The organism is Mycobacterium sp. NPDC050441 (assembly GCF_040655355.1).
Classification (GTDB): Bacteria; Actinomycetota; Actinomycetes; order Mycobacteriales; family Mycobacteriaceae; genus Mycobacterium.
This window is the reverse complement of sequence record NZ_JBFAJS010000007.1, coordinates 446,068-463,561: the sequence shown is the minus strand read 5'-3', so window position 1 is coordinate 463,561 and position 17,494 is coordinate 446,068. Positions and strand designations below refer to the sequence as shown.

Here is a 17,494-nt window from a genome sequence, read left to right as displayed (position 1 = left end):
ACTGCGGCGTTAATGTGATGGCATGGCCAACGCCGCGCCCCCGGTCACGCACACTCGGCGCTACCCCGAGGTGGTCCTCGCGGTGTTCGGTGTCTACTCGGTGAGCCTCGGTCTGTTCATGCTGCTGGCGCCGGGCACGTTCTTCGACACCCTCGGCGCGTTCGGCACGCGCAACGATCACTACATCCTGGACAACGCGTCCTTTGAACTGCCGCTCGGGTTGATGATGCTGGCCGCCCTCAAGTGGCCGCGCTGGCGCGTGCCCGCACTGGCTTTTGCCACCGTGCACTGGGCGCTGCATTCGTTGAGTCACCTGATCGACACCCACCACGCCGCCGGCAGCTGGGTCGGCTGGCTGGAGGCCGGGGGCCTGGTGGTGACCACGGTCCTGCTGGCAATCGCCTTGCGTATCAGCATTTCCGACGAGAAGGCAGGAGAACCATAGATGCGCGTCCTGGTGGCGGGTGCAACCAGTGTCCCGGGGATCCCGTTGCTGCGTGAGCTCAACGCACGCGGCCATGAGGTGATCGGGGTGACCCGGTCACCCGGCAAGACCGCCAAGATCTCCGCCGAGGGTGCCAAGCCGGTGGTGGCCGACGTCCTCGATGCGGGCCAGATCGACTCTGTGATGGCCGAATTCAACCCCGAGGCCGTGGTCAGCCTGCTGACCACGCTGCCCAAGTTGGGTCCCAAGCGGATGAAGGACTTCGAGCCGGCCAGAGAGTTGTGGAGCCGGGGTGCCGGCAATCTGATGGCCGCCGCCCAGCGGGCCGGAGTCCGCCGCGTGGTCGCCGAATCGGTGATCTTCGCGTACGGGTACGGATCGACCGGACCTCGACTGATCGACGAGACCGACCCGTACCCGGGTCCGCCGCCGCGCGGCGGCGAACAGATGCTGGCTGCGTTGCGGGGGATGGAACGTGACGTGTTGACGTCAGGGGAGCGCAGCGGTACCGAGGGAATCGTGTTGCGCTACGGCGTTTTCTACGGTCCCGGCGTCACCCACGACGATCTGTTCCGCCGGCTGGCCAAGTGGTGGGCCGTGCCAGCGATGACCGGGACCGGGGTGCTGTCGTGGGTGCACATCGACGACGTCGCCCGGGCGACCGCCGACGGGCTCGACAAGGGCCGGGGTGGGCAGATCTACAACATCGTCGACGACCGGCCGCAGTCCTTCGGCGATTACGTCCGGGAACTCAACGCGAAGCTGAACCGGCCGCGACCCTGGCCGATTTCGCACCGGCTGGTCGGATTGGTCGCGCCCTATCCGGCCACCGCGTTCGGCACGGCCTGGCTGCCCCTGTCCAACGCGAAGGCCAAGGCTGAGCTCGGCTGGACGCCTATTCCCCGGTGAACTGGGGCGGGCGCTTCTGGAACATCGCGGTGACCGCCTCGGCCAGATCCTTCGACGGCAGGAACGCCGAATTCCATGCGGCCACGTATCGCAGGCTCTCGGCGACCCCGGCGGTGCGCTGCTGGTCGAGCACGTCCTTGACCCCGGCGACGGTCAGCGGCGGGTTGGTGGCGATCTCGGCTGCCGTGGCGTGTGCGGCCGCCAACGAGGCGTCGGCGTCGGCGTGCACGTCGTTGACCAGACCGATCTTCTCGGCCCGCGCGGCATCAATGTCCTTGCCGGTCAGGACCAGCTCCCGCAGATGTCCGTCGGACAGGATCAGCGGCAGGCGCGCCAGGCTGCCGACGTCGGCGACGATGGCCAGCTTGGTCTCGCGCACCGAGAACTTGGCGTCGGCGCTGGCGTAGCGGATGTCCACGGCGCTGATCAGGTCGACGCCGCCGCCGATGCACCAGCCGTGGATCGAGGCGATGGTCGGGGTGCGGCAATCGGCGACGGCCGTGATCGCGCCCTGCATCTTCCGCAGCGTGGTGTGAAAGTCGGCCCGGGCTTTCGCGCCGGCGTCCAGGCCGGGCATCGTCGCACCCATTGCGGGAAGGTCGAGGCCGTAGCTGAAGTTCTTGCCGGAGCCGGTCAGCACGATCGCGCGCACTTCGGGGTCGGCGTCGAGGGTGCCGAACACGTCGGGCAACTCGGCCCAGAACGCCGGACCCATCGCGTTGCCCTTGCCGGGACCGAGCAACGTCACCTGGGCGACGTGATCCTTGGTCTCGATGGAAAGGGACTCGTACGTGTCGGTCATGGAGTGGACACTACCGAGTATGGAGGAACTCGATAGTGCCGAGGCCACGCTCGACGTGCTGCAACGCGTGCTGCACGGCATCACCGCAGATGATCTGTCCAGGCCGACACCGTGTCGCGAGTTCGACGTGGCGGGGCTGACGGACCATCTCCTGAACTCGATCACCGTGATCGGCTCGGCGGCCGGGGCGCAGATTCCCGAACGCGACCCCGGCACCTCGGTGGAGGACCAGGTGATCAACGCGGCGCGGCCGGCCGTGGCGGCATGGCGACGGCGCGGGGTCGATGGCGCGGTGCCGTTCGGGCAAGGCGAGGCGCCCGCGCGGATGATGGCCCGGATCCTGTCGCTGGAATTCCTGGTGCACGCCTGGGATTACGCCGCGGCCACCGGGCAGACGGTCGACGTGCCGGATCAGCAACCGGAGTGCGTCCTGGGGTGGGCGCGGGAGATCATCACGCCGGACGGGCGCGTGCGCGCCGGCTTCGACGACCCGGTCGAGATCGGCGCAGACGCACTGCCGCTGGACCGGTTGCTGGCGTTCACCGGCCGCCGGCCGACGGACTAGACGCGCTGCAGGTAGAAGTACAGGTAGCGGGCGACGCCCGAGGTGGCGTCGACCGCGCCCTTGCCGTTCATGATGCCCATGACGGTGTTGTCGTCGACCACCTTGAAGTGGTCGTGCACGGGGCGGCCGTCGTAGACCATGGTCGCGGTCACCTCGCCGCGGAACTCCTCCAGCCACAGGCTGGCCTCGCCGTTCATGGCCTCGGTGTTGGAGAACTTGTTGCCGTCGGCGTCCAGGCACACGAGCGGCTGGGCCTCGGCGGCCGAGCGGAACGTCTTACCGAACCAGTTGAGCCGGTTCATGAATCCGTTGGCCTTGTGCCCGGTCTGGAATTCGCCGCCCTTCCACTCGCCGAGCATGAAGTCGATGCCGGCGGGCCGCAGCAGCGCCCAGAACGCGTCGAGTTCGGCGTCGGGGATCTGCCCCTCGCGGCTGACGAATCCGTCGAACGTGCCGCGTGCGTCGCTCACTTGGTCTCTCCTGTCCGAGTCCCGGCGTCACCCGCGATCCAGCCCCGGGCGAACTCCAGAAAGGCGTCGTTCTCGTGCGGGGCCCCGATGGTGACCCGCACGCCGTCCTCACCGTACGGGCGCACGATGATGCGGTTGTCGGCGGCCCTGGCCACGAAGTCCAGGGTGCGTTCGGCCAACGGCAACCAGACGAAGTTGGCCTGAGAGGGCGGGAGCTCGAATCCCGCGTCACGCAGTGCCGCGCTGACGCGGATGCGCTCGGCGACGACGGCGTCGGTGCGGGCGAGGAGTTCGTCGGCGGCTTCCAGGCTGGCGATGGCCGCGGCCTGGGACACGCTCGTCGCACTGAACGGCACGTAGACCTTGCCCAGCGCGGTCACGATCTCCGGATCGGCCACCGCGTACCCCACCCGCATGCCGGCCAGCCCGTAGGCCTTCGAGAAGGTGCGCAGAACAACCACATTGCGGTGCGACCGGACCAGGCCGAAGCTGTCGGGCAGCAGCCCGTCGCGGATGTACTCCACGTACGCCTCGTCGAGCACGATCAGGATGTCGTCGGGTACCGCCGCGACGAACCGGGCGAGCGCCTCGGGTTCGACCACGGTGGAAGTCGGGTTGTTCGGGTTGCAGACGAAGATCAGCCGGGTGCGGTCGGTGATCGCCGCGAGCATGGCGTCGAGATCGTGAGTCTCATCACGCAACGGCACCGGGACGCCGGTCGCGCCGGCGGTGCGGATCTGCAGCGGATAGATCTCGAAACTGCGCCACCCGAACACGACTTCGTCGCCGACGGTGGATGTGATTTGTATCAACTGCTGGCACAAGCTCACCGAACCGCAGCCCACAGCGACGTTCTCGGGCGCGAAGCCGACGTGTTTGGCCAGGTGTTCGCGCAGGTCAAGGTATCCGTTGTCGGGGTAGCGGTTGATGTTCTCGGTGGCGCGCAGGATCGCCTCGCGCACGCTGGGAAGCGGCGGAAACACGGTTTCGTTGCTCGCGATCTTGATTGCGCCCGGAACTGTTTTGCCTGGTGCATACGCCGGGAGGTCGGCCATTTCGGGGCGCAATCGGATACTCACTTGGCCAGAATAGGGGAGGCTGTGTACTGTGTGCCCTCGGCGGTTTCGGGCGACAGGACGGAGTCCGGTACCCTCACAGAAGTTCAAAGGAGGCGTGCCAGAGCGGCCGAATGGGACTCACTGCTAATGAGTTGTCCCCCTTAAAGGGGACCGGAGGTTCAAATCCTCTCGCCTCCGCCACGGTTGACTTGTCAACCGCACAACTGAATAACGCTAGGCGCCCGTAGCTCAACGGATAGAGCATCTGACTACGGATCAGAAGGTTAGGGGTTCGAATCCCTTCGGGCGCACGCATAGAAATCGAGGCGCGGTCTGCGGACCGCGCCTCGATTTGTTTTCTTCGGGGGTGCCATGTCGGCGGAGCCTTGGTGCATCGAGATCGACACCAGGGCTGTGATTCGTGCGAAACAACAAACCTGACGTCGCTCTCGGCGTCGGCTGAGGCCCGAGGGGGCTTACTCAGAGGCGACGGCGTTGGCGATGTCGACGGCCATCTCGCGCAGTACGTCGTCGGTGACGAACTGACGCGCGGTCTGACGGTCCAGCCGCAGCACGGAGACCAGGAGTTCGACGTGACCGGCCACCTGGACCCGGGCCAGCTCCAGCGGGAGGTGCAGCCCATGCAGATCGGCGAGGAAGCCGCGCAGCACGGTGACGCGATCGTTCATCCACGGTGACCGGCCGGCCACCGTGGATGTCGAGGTCTTCAGCTGTCCGATGTAGCGGCGTTGCCGCGGCCTCTCGAACACGCCGTGGTGGGCTTGACGTGCGGACTCCGCGGGACGGGTCCTGGCGCGCAGGTGGGCGTCACCGTGCGGTGATCCGCATCCGGTGAATGCCGCCGTGCGCATGACCCTGGCGGTTGCCATGGCGTGTCTGTGACCCATTGATTCCCGTACCTGCCGACAATTGTTCTTTGCCAGTTAACTTTACGGGAATGTCTCAGGTTCAGCTCAGATTCGCGCCTGGGGCCTCAGTTCCACAGCACCGCGATCGCCGATGCGAGCAGGGGCAGTACGCCGGCAGCGATGAAGAGCGGCATGACCGGTTGGCCGCCCGCGCGACGCTGCCGCGCGGTGCCGATGCCCAGCACCGCGCCGAGCGCCACCAGGATGATCAGCTTGGTGCCGAGTTTGGGGTAGTTCAGCACGATGCCGGCCGGCCACGGTGCGGCCAGGGCCAGGCCGGTGATGAGCGACAGCGTCATGCCGTAGGTCATCACAGGGGTGATCAGAAAGCGTCGGGCCGCGGCTTCGGCGATCCAGGCGCCGACCATCACTGCGAAGCCGAGCAGATGTGCATATACAACTACGTTGCGTAGTAGATCCATGGTCGGAGTGTAAGCGCCGCGGCGGCGCGGGGTGCCTGAACCAGTCGGTGTGCTTCCAGGCTCATCGGCATCGGTCACGTAGGCTCGGCTGGCATGCGGCTGCTGCTGATCGCCGATACCCATGTACCCAAGCGCGCCACAGATCTGCCGGCTCAGGTGTGGGACGAGGTGGACCAGGCGGATGTCGTTGTCCACGCCGGTGATTGGGTCGATCCCGCCCTGCTCGATGCGCTCAGTTCACGCGCAGCGCATCTGGTCGGCTGCTGGGGCAACAATGACGGGGCCGAGTTGCGCAGGCGGCTGCCCGAGCGTGCCGACGTGACCTTGGACGGCCTGCGATTGACCGTCGTGCACGAGACCGGTGCGGCCACCGGGCGGGAGGCCCGGATGGCCAGGGACTACCCCGGAACCGACGTCCTGGTCTTCGGCCACAGCCACATCCCATGGGACACGACCGCGAAAACGGGTCTGCGCCTGTTGAATCCGGGCTCGCCGACCGACCGCCGCCGGCAACCGTACTGCACCTACATGACGGCCCGCATCGCCGCCGGAGTGTTGTCCGACGTCAGCCTGCACACTCTCGATCGGCCGTGACCGAACCCGCGGGTCAGGTTCGCGGTGCCGTGACGCCGACTGCATGAGGTGGCACGCTCGACGGTATGGAACAGAAGCCACCTGCCGACGTCATCGAGGCCGCCCACCGTGCGCACCTGAAAGACCTGCCGTTCGAGGACACCAGGGACTTCGAAGACACCGACCGCGGTTTCATCGCCGCGCTCGATCCGTGTGTGGTGAGATCCGCTGACGGAACCGTGGTGTGGGACAACGACGCCTACGCCTTCCTCAAAGGGGACGCGCCGCCGTCGGTACATCCGAGCCTGTGGCGCCAGTCGCAGCTGTGCGCCAAACAGGGCCTTTACGAAGTGGTCGAGGGCATCTATCAGGTCCGCGGGCTGGACATCTCGAACATCAGCTTCATCGAGGGCGATACCGGCGTCATCGTCGTCGACCCGTTGATCTCCACCGAGGTCGCCGCGGCCGCGTTCGGGCTGTACCGCGAGCACCGCGGCGACCGGCCCGTCGTCGCAGTCATCTACACGCACAGCCACGGCGACCACTTCGGCGGCGTGCTCGGTGTCACCAATCAGGCCGACGTCGATGCGGGCAAGGTCGCGGTGCTGGCGCCCGAGGGTTTTGTCGAACACGCCGTGCAGGAGAACGTCTACGCCGGCACCGCCATGACCCGGCGCGCCACCTATATGTACGGCGCGCTGCTGGATCGTGGCCCGCAGGGGCAGGTCGGCTGCGGGTTGGGGCAGAGCACGTCCACCGGCGAGGTGGCGATGATCGTGCCGACGATCGATATTCGCCACACCGGGGAGCGGCACACCATCGACGGTGTCGAGATCGAGTTCCAGATGGCGCCCGGTACCGAAGCACCGGCCGAGATGCACTTCTACTTTCCCAAGTTCCGGGCCCTGTGCATGGCCGAGAATGCCACCCACAATCTGCACAACCTGCTGACCCTTCGCGGTGCGCTGGTACGTGATCCGCACGGGTGGGCGGGGTACCTGACCGAGGCCATCGACACCTTTGCCGACCGCGCCGACGTGGTTTTCGCCTCGCACCACTGGCCGACCTGGGGCCGCGAGCGGATCGTCGAATTCCTGTCGCTGCAACGGGATCTGTACGCCTACCTGCACGATCAGACGTTGCGCCAGCTCAACCAGGGCTACACCGGCGTCGAGATCGCCGAGCAGTTCCAGCTCCCGCCCGCACTGGAGAAGGCTTGGCACGCCCACGGCTACTACGGCTCGGTCAACCACAACGTCAAGGCGATCTACCAGCGGTACATGGGATGGTTCGACGGCAATCCCGGCCGGTTGTGGCCGCACCCGCCCGAAGCGATCGCGCCCCGCTACGTCGAGGCGATGGGCGGCGCCGACCGGGTCGTCGAACTGGCCGGTAAGGCCTTCGATGAAGGTGATTACCGCTGGGCGGCAACCCTTCTGGACCATGTGATGTTCACCGATGCCGAGCACGCCGCAGCACGTGCGCTCTACGCGGATACCTTCGAACAGCTCGCCTACGGTGCGGAGAACGCCACGTGGCGCAACTTCTTCCTGGCCGGCGCGACCGAGTTGCGGCAGGGCAAGTTCGGTACCGCCGGGCAGATCACCGCGCCGACGATGCTGGCCCAGCTGAGTCCGGAGCAGATGTTCGACGTCCTCGCGATCAGCCTCAACGGGCCGCTGGCCTGGAATCTGGACCTGGCGATCGACGTGACCTTCCTCGACAAGGCAACCAATTACCGCCTGACGGTCCGCAACGGGGTGCTGGTCTACCGCAAGGCCGACGCTGACGAGACGAGTGCGCTGACCACGGTGAAGCTGGCGAACAAGTTGCGGCTGCTGGCCTTCGCGGCGGGTGATGCCACTTCACCGGGCCTCGAGGTCGCCGGTGGCGCCAGTGCCCTGCCCGCGCTGTTGGCCGCCCTGGATCGGCCCGACCCGGACTTCAACATCGTCACACCATGAGGTGAACACAACACCTACTTATATAGACAGGTAGACTTATATAGACAGGTAGAAAACTTCCTCAACTTGTATTGACAAGTTGTGGTGATGTGGCCCACAGTACTCGGCATGGGAAATCATCACAGCTACGACGTCGTGGTCGTCGGCGCGGGCATCGTCGGCCTGGCGCACGCCTATCACGCGCATCAACGGGGACTGAGCGTCGCCGTCGTCGACCATGCCGACGGCGTCGTCGGCGCGTCGGTCCAGAACTTCGGTCACGCCTGCATCACCGCTCAGTCCGGCGAAGCGCTCGAATACGGCCGCGCCGGGCGTCAGCACTGGCTGGACCTGTCCCACAAGGCGGGGTTCTGGTCGGCCGAGGCGGGCACCTTCTGCGTCGCGCGCCACGATGACGAGCTCGCTGTCATGGACGAATTCGCCACCACTCGCGAGGACGGCGAGGTGCGGCTGCTGAGCCGCGAGCAGATCCTGGAGCAGATCCCGGTGGTGCCGTCTGGAATCACCGGCGGCATGTACCTTCCGAACGACCTGCAGGTCGACCCGCGTACGGCCGCTCCGTCGATCGCCCGGTGGCTCGCCAGTGAGGGTCTCGACTTCCATTGGCGTACCGCAGCTTCCGGGTTCGAACCGGGAATCGTACGCACGTCGCGCGGACCGTTGCGCGCAGGCACGACGTTCGTCACGGTGAACTACGACGTCGATCGGTTGTTCCCGGCGCTGGCCGAACGCGACGGTCTGCTGAGGTGCCGGCTGCACATGCTGAAGGCCCGGCTGCCGCTGGCCTTCGCCCTGCCCGCGCCGTTGTTCACCGGCTGGTCGTTGTTGCGCTACGCCGGTTTCGAGAATCTGCCCGCCACTGCGGCCGTCGCCGAGCGGCTGCGCACCAAACATCCCGACTACGTCGCCATCGACCTGCACCAGATGTACACCCCGCAGCCCGACGGCTCACTGCTGATCGGCGACACGCACTACCGCGACGTCTCCGCACCGCCGTTCCAGTCCGAGGAGGGCTTCGCCGTGCTCCTCCAAGAGGCCCGGAAACTGTTCGGGGTCAATGAAATCGAGGTCACCGAGCGCTGGCAGGGCGTGTACACCTCCGCGCCCGGGAAAGAGTTCCTGATCGAGCAGCCCATCGAGGGCACCCACGTCGTCACCGTCACCACCGGCATCGGCATGACCACCAGCATGGGCCTCGCCTACGCCACCGTCGGCAATGCCCTGGACCGCGACAGAGTCGTCGCACACGCCTGAACGATCCAACTGAACCGAAGGGATAACCAATGAGCATCAACACAACTGACTCAATCAGCCTCGTCGTGTTCGACATGGCCGGAACCACTGTCGAGGACACCGGGCTCGTCCAACAGTCGTTCCTGGCCGCCGACAGGCACGCTGGTCTGTCGAAGACCGATGCCGACCGCGACGAGATGCTGCGCTACGTCTCCGACACCATGGGACAGTCGAAGATCGTGGTCTTCCGTCACCTGGCGAAAGGTAATGAGGAGCAGGCGCAGGCCGCGAACAAGGAATTCGAACGCTGCTACGCCCAGCTGGTCGCCGAGGGCAATTGCAGCCCCATCCCCGGTGCCGAAGATGTCATTACATCTTTGCGGTCCAGCGGCATCAAGACCGCGCTCACCACCGGATTCGCCAAGGAGACCCAGTCGGCCATCATCGAGACGCTGGGCTGGCAGAACCTCGCCGACGTGGTGCTGTGCCCGTCGCCGGGTGTGCGCGGCCGGCCCTATCCGGACATGCCGCTCACCGCACTGATGCAGACCGAAACCGATTCGGTGCGTTCGATGATCGTCCTGGGTGACACCTCCTCGGATGTCATCAGCGGGCTACGTGCGGGTGCGAGGGCCTCGATCGGAGTGCTGACCGGAGCCCACAACCGGGCACAGCTGTCCGAGGCGGGGGCCACACACATCCTCGACAGCGTCGCCGATCTCCCCGCTCTGGTGGCAGCCCTCCGATAGTCCACCGACCGTTACAGCCCCGCGGCGGTCGGTCGTAGGCCTCGCCTCCCGACCGCCGCACCTCCTCTGCACCCGTTCTCGCAAGAGAAACCTGCCTTTGACGTTCGGCCGAACTCGCTCGGCAATCTGCCCCGGCCCGTCAGCACACCGTCTGCAGCACGCCCATCAGAGGTGCAATCTCATGACCCAAGTAACGACCGCCGTCAGTCCAACGACCGCTCCGCGCTACAAGCGCTGGCGTATCCAGATCTTCGCAGTCACCTGGATCGCCTACGCCGGCTTCTATTTCACCCGGCAGGCCTTCTCGGTCGCCAAGCTGGGCATTCTCGAAGACCCGATCCTCTCCATCAGCCTGACCAAGAGCACCCTGGCCAATCTCGACGCCGCCTACCTCGCGGCCTACGCGGCCGGTCAGTTTGTCTGGGGTCAGGTGTCCGACCGCTTCGGTCCGCGGGTGGTCATCCTCGGCGGATTGGCGATATCGGCCATCGCCACCGTCTTCATGGGCTTGCTGCCCGCACTGGTGTTCCTGCTGCCGCTGATGATCGTGCAGGGTCTGGCCCAGTCCACCGGCTGGTCCCCGACGCTGAGCAACATGGCCCAGTTCTTCTCGATCGGAGAACGCGGCCGCGTTCTCGGTTTGTGGAGTACCAACTACGCATTCGGTGGTTTGGTCGCCGCACCGATCCTGGGCTGGGCCGCCTACGACGTGTTCGGAACCTGGCGGGCGGCGTTCTTCACCGGTGCCGCCATCGTGGTCGGTGTGTTCGTGCTCGTGCTGCTGTGCCAGCGCAACCGGCCGCAGGACGTCGGGCTGCCACCGATTGAGGAGTACCGGGCAGCTCAGGACGCCAGCGAAGGTGTCGAACTCGATGACTCGCCCGAAGCCGAGGCGGTTGCCGAGCCGACCCCGTCGTGGCGGGATTCGCTGAAGGTGGTGCTGAGTGACAGCATGGTGAGAACCCTTGGTGCGTCGTACTTCCTGCTCAAGCCCGCCCGCTACGCGATCCTGCTGTGGGGTCCGGTGATCGTCGCGGAACGACTCGTCGACGGCGACAAGTTCCAGGCCGTGACCATCCCGGTGGCGTTCGGTGTGGCCGGCGTGATCGCCCCGATCCTGCTCGGCCGGATCTCTGACCGGGTGTTCAGCGCGCGCCGGGTACCTGCTTGCGTGATCAGTCTCGGGATCCTGGTAGCGGTACTCGCGCTGTTCGGTCCGCTGACCGCAACGGGCAGTGCCTGGGTCATGGTGGTGGTGCTCGGCCTGATCGGGCTGAGTGTCTATGGCGCCGACGCGATGATCTCCTGTGTGGCGGCCGTCGACTTCGGCACCTCCAAGCACGCCGGGACCGCGGCCGGCTTCATCAACTGCTGTGGTTCGGTCGGCGCGATCCTCGGCGGGTTGCTGCCCGGTTACCTGAACACGTCGACCCTGTTCTACGGATTCGCCGGTGCCGCTTTGCTTTCCATGCTGCTGCTGATTCCGCACTGGAACCGGATGCCTGCCGCTGACTGACCGTCCGCGAGCAAACGCGAAACCCCCCTTTCCCGCTCGGAAAAGGGGGGTTTCACGTCTGGTCTGCGGAGGAAAATTTGGTGCGGGCGTTGACGATGCTGAACGCCACCATGTCCGGCCGGTACCGGTCATCGGCGGATTCGAACACGACGCCGTGCTGATCGCGTGAAATCCGGCGCTCACGCAACAGCGGGCTGCCCGGCGCGATCCCGAGGTTCGCGGCGTCGTCCGGACCGGCGGCCACCGCGTCGAGCACGTGCTCCATGGAGTCGAAGGACACGCCGTGGCTTGCCAGATAGTCGGTCATCGAGCCGGAATCGGTGTCGAAGTCGAACAGCAGCGAACCCACGGATTCGATGAACGTGCTGCGCTCGATCATCGCCGGTTCACCGTCGAGCAGACGTACGCGCAGCACCTCCACCACGAAATCGCCGGCCGTCAAACCCAGTGCCTCGATGGTGGTTTCGGAGGCGCGTCGCCGCGCCACCTCGATCGTGCGGTTACCCGCGACGCGCCCGACGCGCTCGGCCCACTGGGTGAACGGGGTGAACGTATCGAGCGTCTGGGTGGCGTCATGACTGCGGACCACTGCCGGCTTACCGCGCGAGACCCGGATCAGGCCCTCGTTCTTCAACGTCGCCAGGGCCTGGCGGACGGGGCCGCGGGACACGTCGAACTCCGCGCACAGTGCGCTCTCGGTGGGCAGCGGCGCTCCGATGGCGTAGTCCCGGCGCCTGATGCGCTGACGCAGTTCGGCGGCGACGTGCTCGTGGCGCGAACGGGGCTCCGCCATCCGCATCACCCTTCGGTCAGGTTGTCATGACAAGTTTGCTATCCAGCTACATTACCGTGCCGTGCTCAGGGCAATCCGCCGTCCACCCGCAGGATCGAACCCGTGGTGAAGCTGGACGCGTCCGACATCAGAAACAGTGCGGCGCCGACGATCTCGGCAGGGTTGCCGGCCCGTTGCAGGGCGAGGTGGCCGAACGGGTCGCCGGCCATGTCCCAGGCCTTGCTGACATCGGTGAGAAATGGCCCGGCCATCAGGGTGTTGACCCGCACCGTGGGCCCGAACGCCTTGGCCAGCCCTTCGGTCATGGCGTTCAGCCCGGCCTTGGCCGCGGCGTAGGGCAGCATGTACTGGTCGGGCCGCAGCGATCCCGACGAGCTGACGTTGATGATCGCGCCGCCGCCGGCCGCCACCATCCGCTCACCGAGCAGGGCCGAAAGCCGGAACGGCCCTTTGAGATTCAGGTTGAACACCGAGTCGAAGAGTTTCTCGGTGACCGAGCCCAGCGATTCGTACAGCGGGGACATGCCGGCGTTGTTGACCAGCACATCGACCTTGCCGAAGCGGTCATAGGCGGCCTCGACCAGACCGTCGAGTTGATCCCACCGGCCCACGTGCACCTGATAGGGCAGGGCGGCGCGACCGGTGGCCGCGGTGATCTCCTCGGCCGCGGCCACGCAGGAATCCAGGTTGCGGCTCGCGATGACCACGTCGGCCCCGCAGCGCGCGGCTCCCATCGCGATCTCACTGCCCAGTCCGCGGCTGCCGCCGGTGACCAGCACCACCCGGTCGGTGAGGTCGAACAATTCGTCGGCATATCCCATGTGATGAAAACCCTCTCCGGCCGTCCGGCACCGCGGCCCTATGGTGACACGGTGCAACTGCTTCTGGTCCGACATGCTTTACCGCTGCGCAGCGAGCCCGGTCAAGGGTCCGATCCCGACCTGTCCGAGGAAGGCATCGCGCAGGCGGAGCGGCTGCCCGCCGCGCTGTCCCGGTTTCCCGTCAGCCGGCTCGTCAGCAGCCCGCAGCGGCGCGCGATCCAGACCGCGGGACCGCTCGCCAAGGAGCTGGGACTGCAGGTCGAGGTCGACGAGCGGCTCGCCGAGTACGACCGCGACATGTCGCACTACGTGCCGATCGAGGAGATCGCCAAGGAGAACCCCGAGGAGCTGGCCCGACTGGTGAACGGCCACCTGCCCAGCAGCGTGGACGAGGACGCGTTCATGGCACGGATCGGCGCCGCGGTCGAGGACCTGGTGGCGGCCGGCGACCATGACGGCACCGTCGCGGTGTTCAGTCACGGCGGGGTGATCAACGTGCTGCTGCACCAGATCCTGCAGACCCAGCGGCTGCTGTCCTTCCACGTCGACTATGCGTCGGTCACCCGGCTGCTGTCGTCCCGTTCGGGCAAGCTGGCCGTCGCCTCGGTCAACGGCACCGAGCACGTATGGGACCTGCTGCCGCGAAACGTGCGGTGGTAGACAGTGACGGTGACAAATCTGGAGGGCCTCGACCTCACCGCGCTGGACCGGCACCTGCGTTCCGAGGGCATTGCCCGCAGCGGTGAGCTCCGCGCCGAACTGATCGCCGGTGGCCGCTCCAACCTGACCTTCCGGGTGCGTGACGACGCCTCGGCGTGGGTGTTGCGACGTCCGCCGCTGCACGGTCTGACCCCGTCCGCGCACGACATGGCCCGCGAGTACAAGGTGGTGGCGGCCCTGGCCGGCACCGCGGTGCCGGTCGCCCGTGCGGTGACGATGAGCAACGACGACTCCGTGCTGGGGGCGCCGTTCCAGATGGTCGAGAACGTCTCGGGTCAGGTGGTCCGCAGCGCCTCTGAGCTGGCCGCCCTCGGCGACGATCAGGTGATCAGCAGCAGCGTCGACGCCCTCATCCGGGTACTGGCCGACCTGCACGCGGTGGACCCCGAGGCGGTCGGTCTCGGCGATTTCGGCAAGCCCGCGGGCTATCTGGAACGCCAGGTGCGCCGGTGGGGTTCGCAGTGGGACCTGGTCCGCCTGCCCGAGGATCCCCGCGACGACGACGTCAAGCGTCTGCATCAGGCCCTGGCCGATTCGGTTCCGGTGCAGAGCCGCAACTCGATCGTGCACGGCGACTACCGCATCGACAACACCATCCTGGACACGCAGGATCCGACGAAGGTCCTCGCGGTGCTGGACTGGGAACTCTCGACGTTGGGCGACCCGCTGAGCGATGCCGCGCTGATGTGCGTGTACCGCGACCCGATGTTCAACCTGATCCTGAGCATGGAAGCCGCGTGGAGTTCACCGCAGATGCCGTCGGCCGACGAGTTGGCCAACCGCTATTCGGTGCAGTCCGGCCAGGACCTGGCGCACTGGGACTTCTACATGGCGCTGGCCTATTTCAAGGCAGCGATCATCGCCGCGGGTATCGACTTCCGCGCCCGCCAAGGTTCTGAGGCGCCGGGCGGTTCGAGTGTCGGCGAGGCGGTCGCCCCGGCGATCGCCTCGGGTCTGCGCGCCATCGGCTGACGCGTCAGCTGCGCTGGGCGGCCTTGAAGTTCTTCTTGGCGGCCCGGCGCAACTGGAAGATCCTCGCCGATCCGGCGGCGACGGTCAGCAGTCCGCCGGCCACCGCGGCACCCAGGATGGCCACCCCCGTCGGCAACGACCAGTGCCAGCTCAGGAACGTCAGCGGGACCGGGGCGGTGTTCTGCGCGATGAAGATCAGCAGCACGATCAGCACCAAAAAGCCCAGGATCAGTGCTGACCACAGCGCTCCGGCGCGGGTGAGTTTGGGCTCGGTGGCCTTACCCGTTTTGGCGGGGGTCTTGCCGGCCTCGGGAGCCTTACCGGTGTCCGGGCGCGGCGTATCCGGCGTGACCGGTGTGGGTTCAGGCAAATCGGGCGATGCAGACGGATCGCTGGTCATAGTGACATCTTTGCCCGTCGCGGCCTCAAAGCAAACCACCATGAGATAAAGCACGGCGGCATGTCGGGTGTGCCGTTAGGGTCTCAGAGAGGCTGAACGCGCCGAAAGGACGTGCGGATGCAGCGCAAAACCCTGGCAATATTGGCGACCTTGCTTGCACTTTTGTTGTCTGCCTGCGGAAGCTCCAATCCACTGGGCGGCGGAGAAATCTCGGGTGACCTGAAATCGATCACCGTCGGATCGGCTGACTTCCCGGAGTCCAAGATCATCGCCGAGATCTACGCCCAGGCTCTGGAGGCCAATGACTTTCAGATCAGACGGCAGTTCGGTATCGGCAGCCGCGAGACGTATGTTCCTGCGGTGCAGGATCATTCGATCGATCTGATCCCCGAGTACACCGGAAACCTCCTGCAGTACCTCGACGCGGAGGCCACCGCCACCACGCCGGATGAGGTGTTGATCGCGCTGTTCAAGGCATTGCCGGGGGATCTGTCGATCTTGTATCCCTCACCGGCTGAGGACAAGGACACCCTCGCGGTCACAGCCGAGACCGCCCAACGCTGGAACCTGAAGACCGTTGCGGACCTGGCCGCACATTCGGCCGAGGTGAAAGTCGGTGCACCATCTGAGTTTCAGACTCGGCAGACGGGGCTGGTCGGCCTGAAGTCCCGCTATGGGCTGGACATCGCGCCGGTCAACTTCGTCGCGATCAGCGACGGCGGTGGGCCGGCCACGGTTCAAGCCCTGAACGGCGGCGCCGTCACGGCCGCGAACATCTTCAGTACCTCACCGGCAATCGAGCAGTACCACCTGGTGCCTCTCGAGGATCCCAAGAATGTCTTCCTGGCCGCCAATGTCGTTCCGTTGGTGGCCTCGCAGAAGATGTCGAAAGAGCTCAAGACGGTGCTCGATGCGGTGTCGGCCAAACTCACCACCGAAGCCCTGATCGAACTGAACACTGCGGTCGAGGGCAATGCCGGCATCGACCCCGACGAGGCCGCCGAAAAGTGGATCAGGGACAACGGATTCGACAAGCCGGTGACCAAATGATCACCTTCGAGAACGTCACCAAGCAGTACCCGGACGGCACCGTCGCCGTCGACAACCTCAATCTGGAAGTGCCGCAGGGCACGCTGACGGTGTTCGTCGGCCCGTCGGGCTGCGGCAAGACCACCTCGATGCGGATGATCAACCGGATGATCGACCCGACCTCGGGCACCCTTACGGTCAACGGGGAGGACATCAGCACGGTCGACCCGGTCAAGCTGCGGCTCGGCATCGGCTACGTCATCCAGAGTGCCGGGCTGATGCCGCATCTGCGGGTGGTGGACAACGTCGCGACGGTGCCGGTGTTGCGTGGCGAATCCCGGCGCAGCGCCCGCAAGGCCGCGATCGGGGTGATGGAACGGGTGGGGCTCGACCCCAAGCTGGCCGACCGGTATCCGGCGCAACTGTCGGGCGGGCAGCAGCAGCGGGTCGGGGTGGCTCGGGCGTTGGCCGCGGACCCGCCGATCCTGTTGATGGACGAGCCGTTCAGTGCAGTGGACCCGGTGGTGCGGGAGGATCTGCAGGCCGAAATCCTGCGATTGCAAAGCGAATTGCGCAAGACCATAGTCTTCGTCACGCACGACATCGACGAGGCGGTCAAGCTCGGGGACAAGGTCGCGGTGTTCGGCCGCGGCGGCGCGCTGTTGCAATATGCCGATCCCGCCTTTGTCCTGTCGAATCCGGCCAACGAGCTCGTGTCGGGATTCGTCGGGGCCGACCGCGGTTATCGCGGGCTGCAGTTCTTTCACGCCAGCGGCCTGCCCCTGCACGAGATCAAACACGTCGACGAGGACGACGTCGACGCGCTGAACCTGAGCCCGGGGGAGTGGCGCCTGGTCATCAAATCCGGCACGCCGTTCGCGTGGATCAACGCCGAGGGCGTCGAGGTGCATCGCAAGGGCAATGAGCTCTACGACAGCACCATCGGCGGCGGCTCTTTCTTTCCGCCCGACGGCAATCTGCGGCAAGCGCTGGACTCCGCACTGTCCTCACCGAGCGGGCTCGGTGTGGCGGTCGACGAGGCCGGCAGGCTCGTCGGGGGTGTGCGCGCCGACGATGTGCTCGATGCACTCAAGGAGCAGCGCCGCGTCCCGGAGCTGGGGTAG

The 17,494-nt window shown here is 66.3% G+C and carries 20 protein-coding genes and 2 tRNA genes; 14 read left to right on the top strand and 8 right to left on the bottom strand.

All coding sequences use genetic code 11. From position 1 onward, the window contains the following. The first annotated feature begins 22 nt into the window (after positions 1-22). Together AB0I14_RS23015 and AB0I14_RS23010 are read left to right on the top strand one after the other, a co-directional pair. Positions 23-445 (top strand): hypothetical protein, encoded by a 423-nt coding sequence (locus AB0I14_RS23015; protein WP_358026299.1) that lies wholly within the window; start codon positions 23-25, stop codon positions 443-445. After that, the gene (locus AB0I14_RS23010; protein WP_358026297.1) at positions 446-1,354 is read left to right on the top strand and encodes an NAD(P)-dependent oxidoreductase; all 909 of its coding nucleotides are present in this window, start codon (positions 446-448) and stop codon (positions 1,352-1,354) included. On the opposite strand, the gene AB0I14_RS23005 is transcribed toward AB0I14_RS23010, so the two are convergent. Continuing rightward, positions 1,341-2,156 (bottom strand): crotonase/enoyl-CoA hydratase family protein, encoded by an 816-nt coding sequence (locus AB0I14_RS23005; protein WP_358026294.1) that lies wholly within the window; start codon positions 2,154-2,156, stop codon positions 1,341-1,343. The genes AB0I14_RS23010 and AB0I14_RS23005 overlap by 14 nt on opposite strands. A 19-nt stretch (positions 2,157-2,175) precedes the next feature. On the opposite strand from AB0I14_RS23005, the gene AB0I14_RS23000 reads away from it, so the two are divergent. Next, complete coding sequence (locus AB0I14_RS23000) at positions 2,176-2,721, top strand: TIGR03086 family metal-binding protein (RefSeq protein WP_358026291.1); 546 nt, start codon at positions 2,176-2,178, stop codon at positions 2,719-2,721. Here AB0I14_RS23000 and AB0I14_RS22995 read toward each other — a convergent pair. Both AB0I14_RS22995 and hisC read right to left on the bottom strand, forming a co-directional pair. After that, positions 2,718-3,191 carry a DUF4334 domain-containing protein gene (locus AB0I14_RS22995; RefSeq protein ID WP_358026288.1) on the bottom strand — a complete coding sequence of 158 codons (474 nt, stop codon included), beginning with the start codon at positions 3,189-3,191 and terminating at the stop codon, positions 2,718-2,720. The two genes, AB0I14_RS23000 and AB0I14_RS22995, sit on opposite strands and share 4 nt — an antisense overlap. Further along, positions 3,188-4,270: a histidinol-phosphate transaminase gene (hisC, locus tag AB0I14_RS22990; RefSeq protein WP_358026286.1), complete on the bottom strand. Its 1,083-nt coding sequence runs from the start codon at positions 4,268-4,270 to the stop codon at positions 3,188-3,190. Before hisC ends, AB0I14_RS22995 begins: the two co-directional genes overlap by 4 nt. A gap of 88 nt (positions 4,271-4,358) precedes the next feature. Here hisC and AB0I14_RS22985 point away from each other — a divergent pair. Next, positions 4,359-4,450, top strand: a tRNA-Ser gene (locus AB0I14_RS22985). A 37-nt stretch (positions 4,451-4,487) separates the two neighbouring features. Continuing rightward, positions 4,488-4,560: transfer RNA gene (locus AB0I14_RS22980), tRNA-Arg, on the top strand. 165 nt (positions 4,561-4,725) lie between these two features. On the opposite strand, the gene AB0I14_RS22975 is transcribed toward AB0I14_RS22980, so the two are convergent. Then, on the bottom strand, positions 4,726-5,139 hold the full coding sequence (locus tag AB0I14_RS22975; protein ID WP_358026283.1) for a hypothetical protein: 414 nt from the start codon (positions 5,137-5,139) through the stop codon (positions 4,726-4,728). Positions 5,140-5,243: 104 nt separating this feature from the next. Then, complete coding sequence (locus AB0I14_RS22970) at positions 5,244-5,600, bottom strand: Fe-S protein (protein ID WP_358026281.1); 357 nt, start codon at positions 5,598-5,600, stop codon at positions 5,244-5,246. A gap of 93 nt (positions 5,601-5,693) precedes the next feature. On the opposite strand from AB0I14_RS22970, the gene AB0I14_RS22965 reads away from it, so the two are divergent. From AB0I14_RS22965 to AB0I14_RS22945, 5 genes are all read left to right on the top strand, one after another. Continuing rightward, positions 5,694-6,194, top strand: coding sequence for a metallophosphoesterase (locus tag AB0I14_RS22965; protein WP_358026278.1), 501 nt, complete (start codon positions 5,694-5,696; stop codon positions 6,192-6,194). 65 nt (positions 6,195-6,259) lie between these two features. Further along, on the top strand, positions 6,260-8,137 hold the full coding sequence (locus tag AB0I14_RS22960; protein WP_358026275.1) for an alkyl sulfatase dimerization domain-containing protein: 1,878 nt from the start codon (positions 6,260-6,262) through the stop codon (positions 8,135-8,137). 108 nt (positions 8,138-8,245) lie between these two features. Then, positions 8,246-9,391 (top strand): TIGR03364 family FAD-dependent oxidoreductase, encoded by a 1,146-nt coding sequence (locus tag AB0I14_RS22955; protein WP_358026272.1) that lies wholly within the window; start codon positions 8,246-8,248, stop codon positions 9,389-9,391. Positions 9,392-9,420: 29 nt separating this feature from the next. Beyond that, entirely contained in the window at positions 9,421-10,119 is a 699-nt protein-coding gene (locus AB0I14_RS22950; protein ID WP_358026269.1) for a phosphonatase-like hydrolase, read from the top strand. A 181-nt stretch (positions 10,120-10,300) separates the two neighbouring features. Beyond that, positions 10,301-11,635 carry an MFS transporter gene (locus AB0I14_RS22945; protein WP_358026266.1) on the top strand — a complete coding sequence of 445 codons (1,335 nt, stop codon included), beginning with the start codon at positions 10,301-10,303 and terminating at the stop codon, positions 11,633-11,635. 52 nt (positions 11,636-11,687) lie between these two features. On the opposite strand, the gene AB0I14_RS22940 is transcribed toward AB0I14_RS22945, so the two are convergent. Further along, positions 11,688-12,428: a GntR family transcriptional regulator gene (locus AB0I14_RS22940; RefSeq protein ID WP_358026264.1), complete on the bottom strand. Its 741-nt coding sequence runs from the start codon at positions 12,426-12,428 to the stop codon at positions 11,688-11,690. A 65-nt stretch (positions 12,429-12,493) separates the two neighbouring features. Further along, on the bottom strand, positions 12,494-13,249 hold the full coding sequence (locus AB0I14_RS22935) for an SDR family oxidoreductase (protein ID WP_358026261.1): 756 nt from the start codon (positions 13,247-13,249) through the stop codon (positions 12,494-12,496). A 51-nt stretch (positions 13,250-13,300) separates the two neighbouring features. Here AB0I14_RS22935 and AB0I14_RS22930 point away from each other — a divergent pair, with 51 nt between their 5' ends. Both AB0I14_RS22930 and AB0I14_RS22925 read left to right on the top strand, forming a co-directional pair. Continuing rightward, positions 13,301-13,909 (top strand): histidine phosphatase family protein, encoded by a 609-nt coding sequence (locus AB0I14_RS22930; protein ID WP_358026258.1) that lies wholly within the window; start codon positions 13,301-13,303, stop codon positions 13,907-13,909. Positions 13,910-13,918: 9 nt separating this feature from the next. Beyond that, entirely contained in the window at positions 13,919-14,941 is a 1,023-nt protein-coding gene (locus AB0I14_RS22925; protein WP_358026255.1) for a phosphotransferase family protein, read from the top strand. Between the two features lie 4 nt (positions 14,942-14,945). On the opposite strand, the gene AB0I14_RS22920 is transcribed toward AB0I14_RS22925, so the two are convergent. Further along, positions 14,946-15,341 (bottom strand): lipopolysaccharide assembly LapA domain-containing protein, encoded by a 396-nt coding sequence (locus AB0I14_RS22920; RefSeq protein ID WP_358026252.1) that lies wholly within the window; start codon positions 15,339-15,341, stop codon positions 14,946-14,948. A gap of 117 nt (positions 15,342-15,458) precedes the next feature. Between AB0I14_RS22920 and AB0I14_RS22915 the strand changes: the two genes are divergently transcribed. Both AB0I14_RS22915 and AB0I14_RS22910 read left to right on the top strand, forming a co-directional pair. Then, positions 15,459-16,391: an ABC transporter substrate-binding protein gene (locus AB0I14_RS22915; RefSeq protein ID WP_358026249.1), complete on the top strand. Its 933-nt coding sequence runs from the start codon at positions 15,459-15,461 to the stop codon at positions 16,389-16,391. Then, positions 16,388-17,494 (top strand): ATP-binding cassette domain-containing protein, encoded by a 1,107-nt coding sequence (locus AB0I14_RS22910; RefSeq protein WP_358026247.1) that lies wholly within the window; start codon positions 16,388-16,390, stop codon positions 17,492-17,494. The genes AB0I14_RS22915 and AB0I14_RS22910 overlap by 4 nt, the downstream gene beginning before the upstream one ends.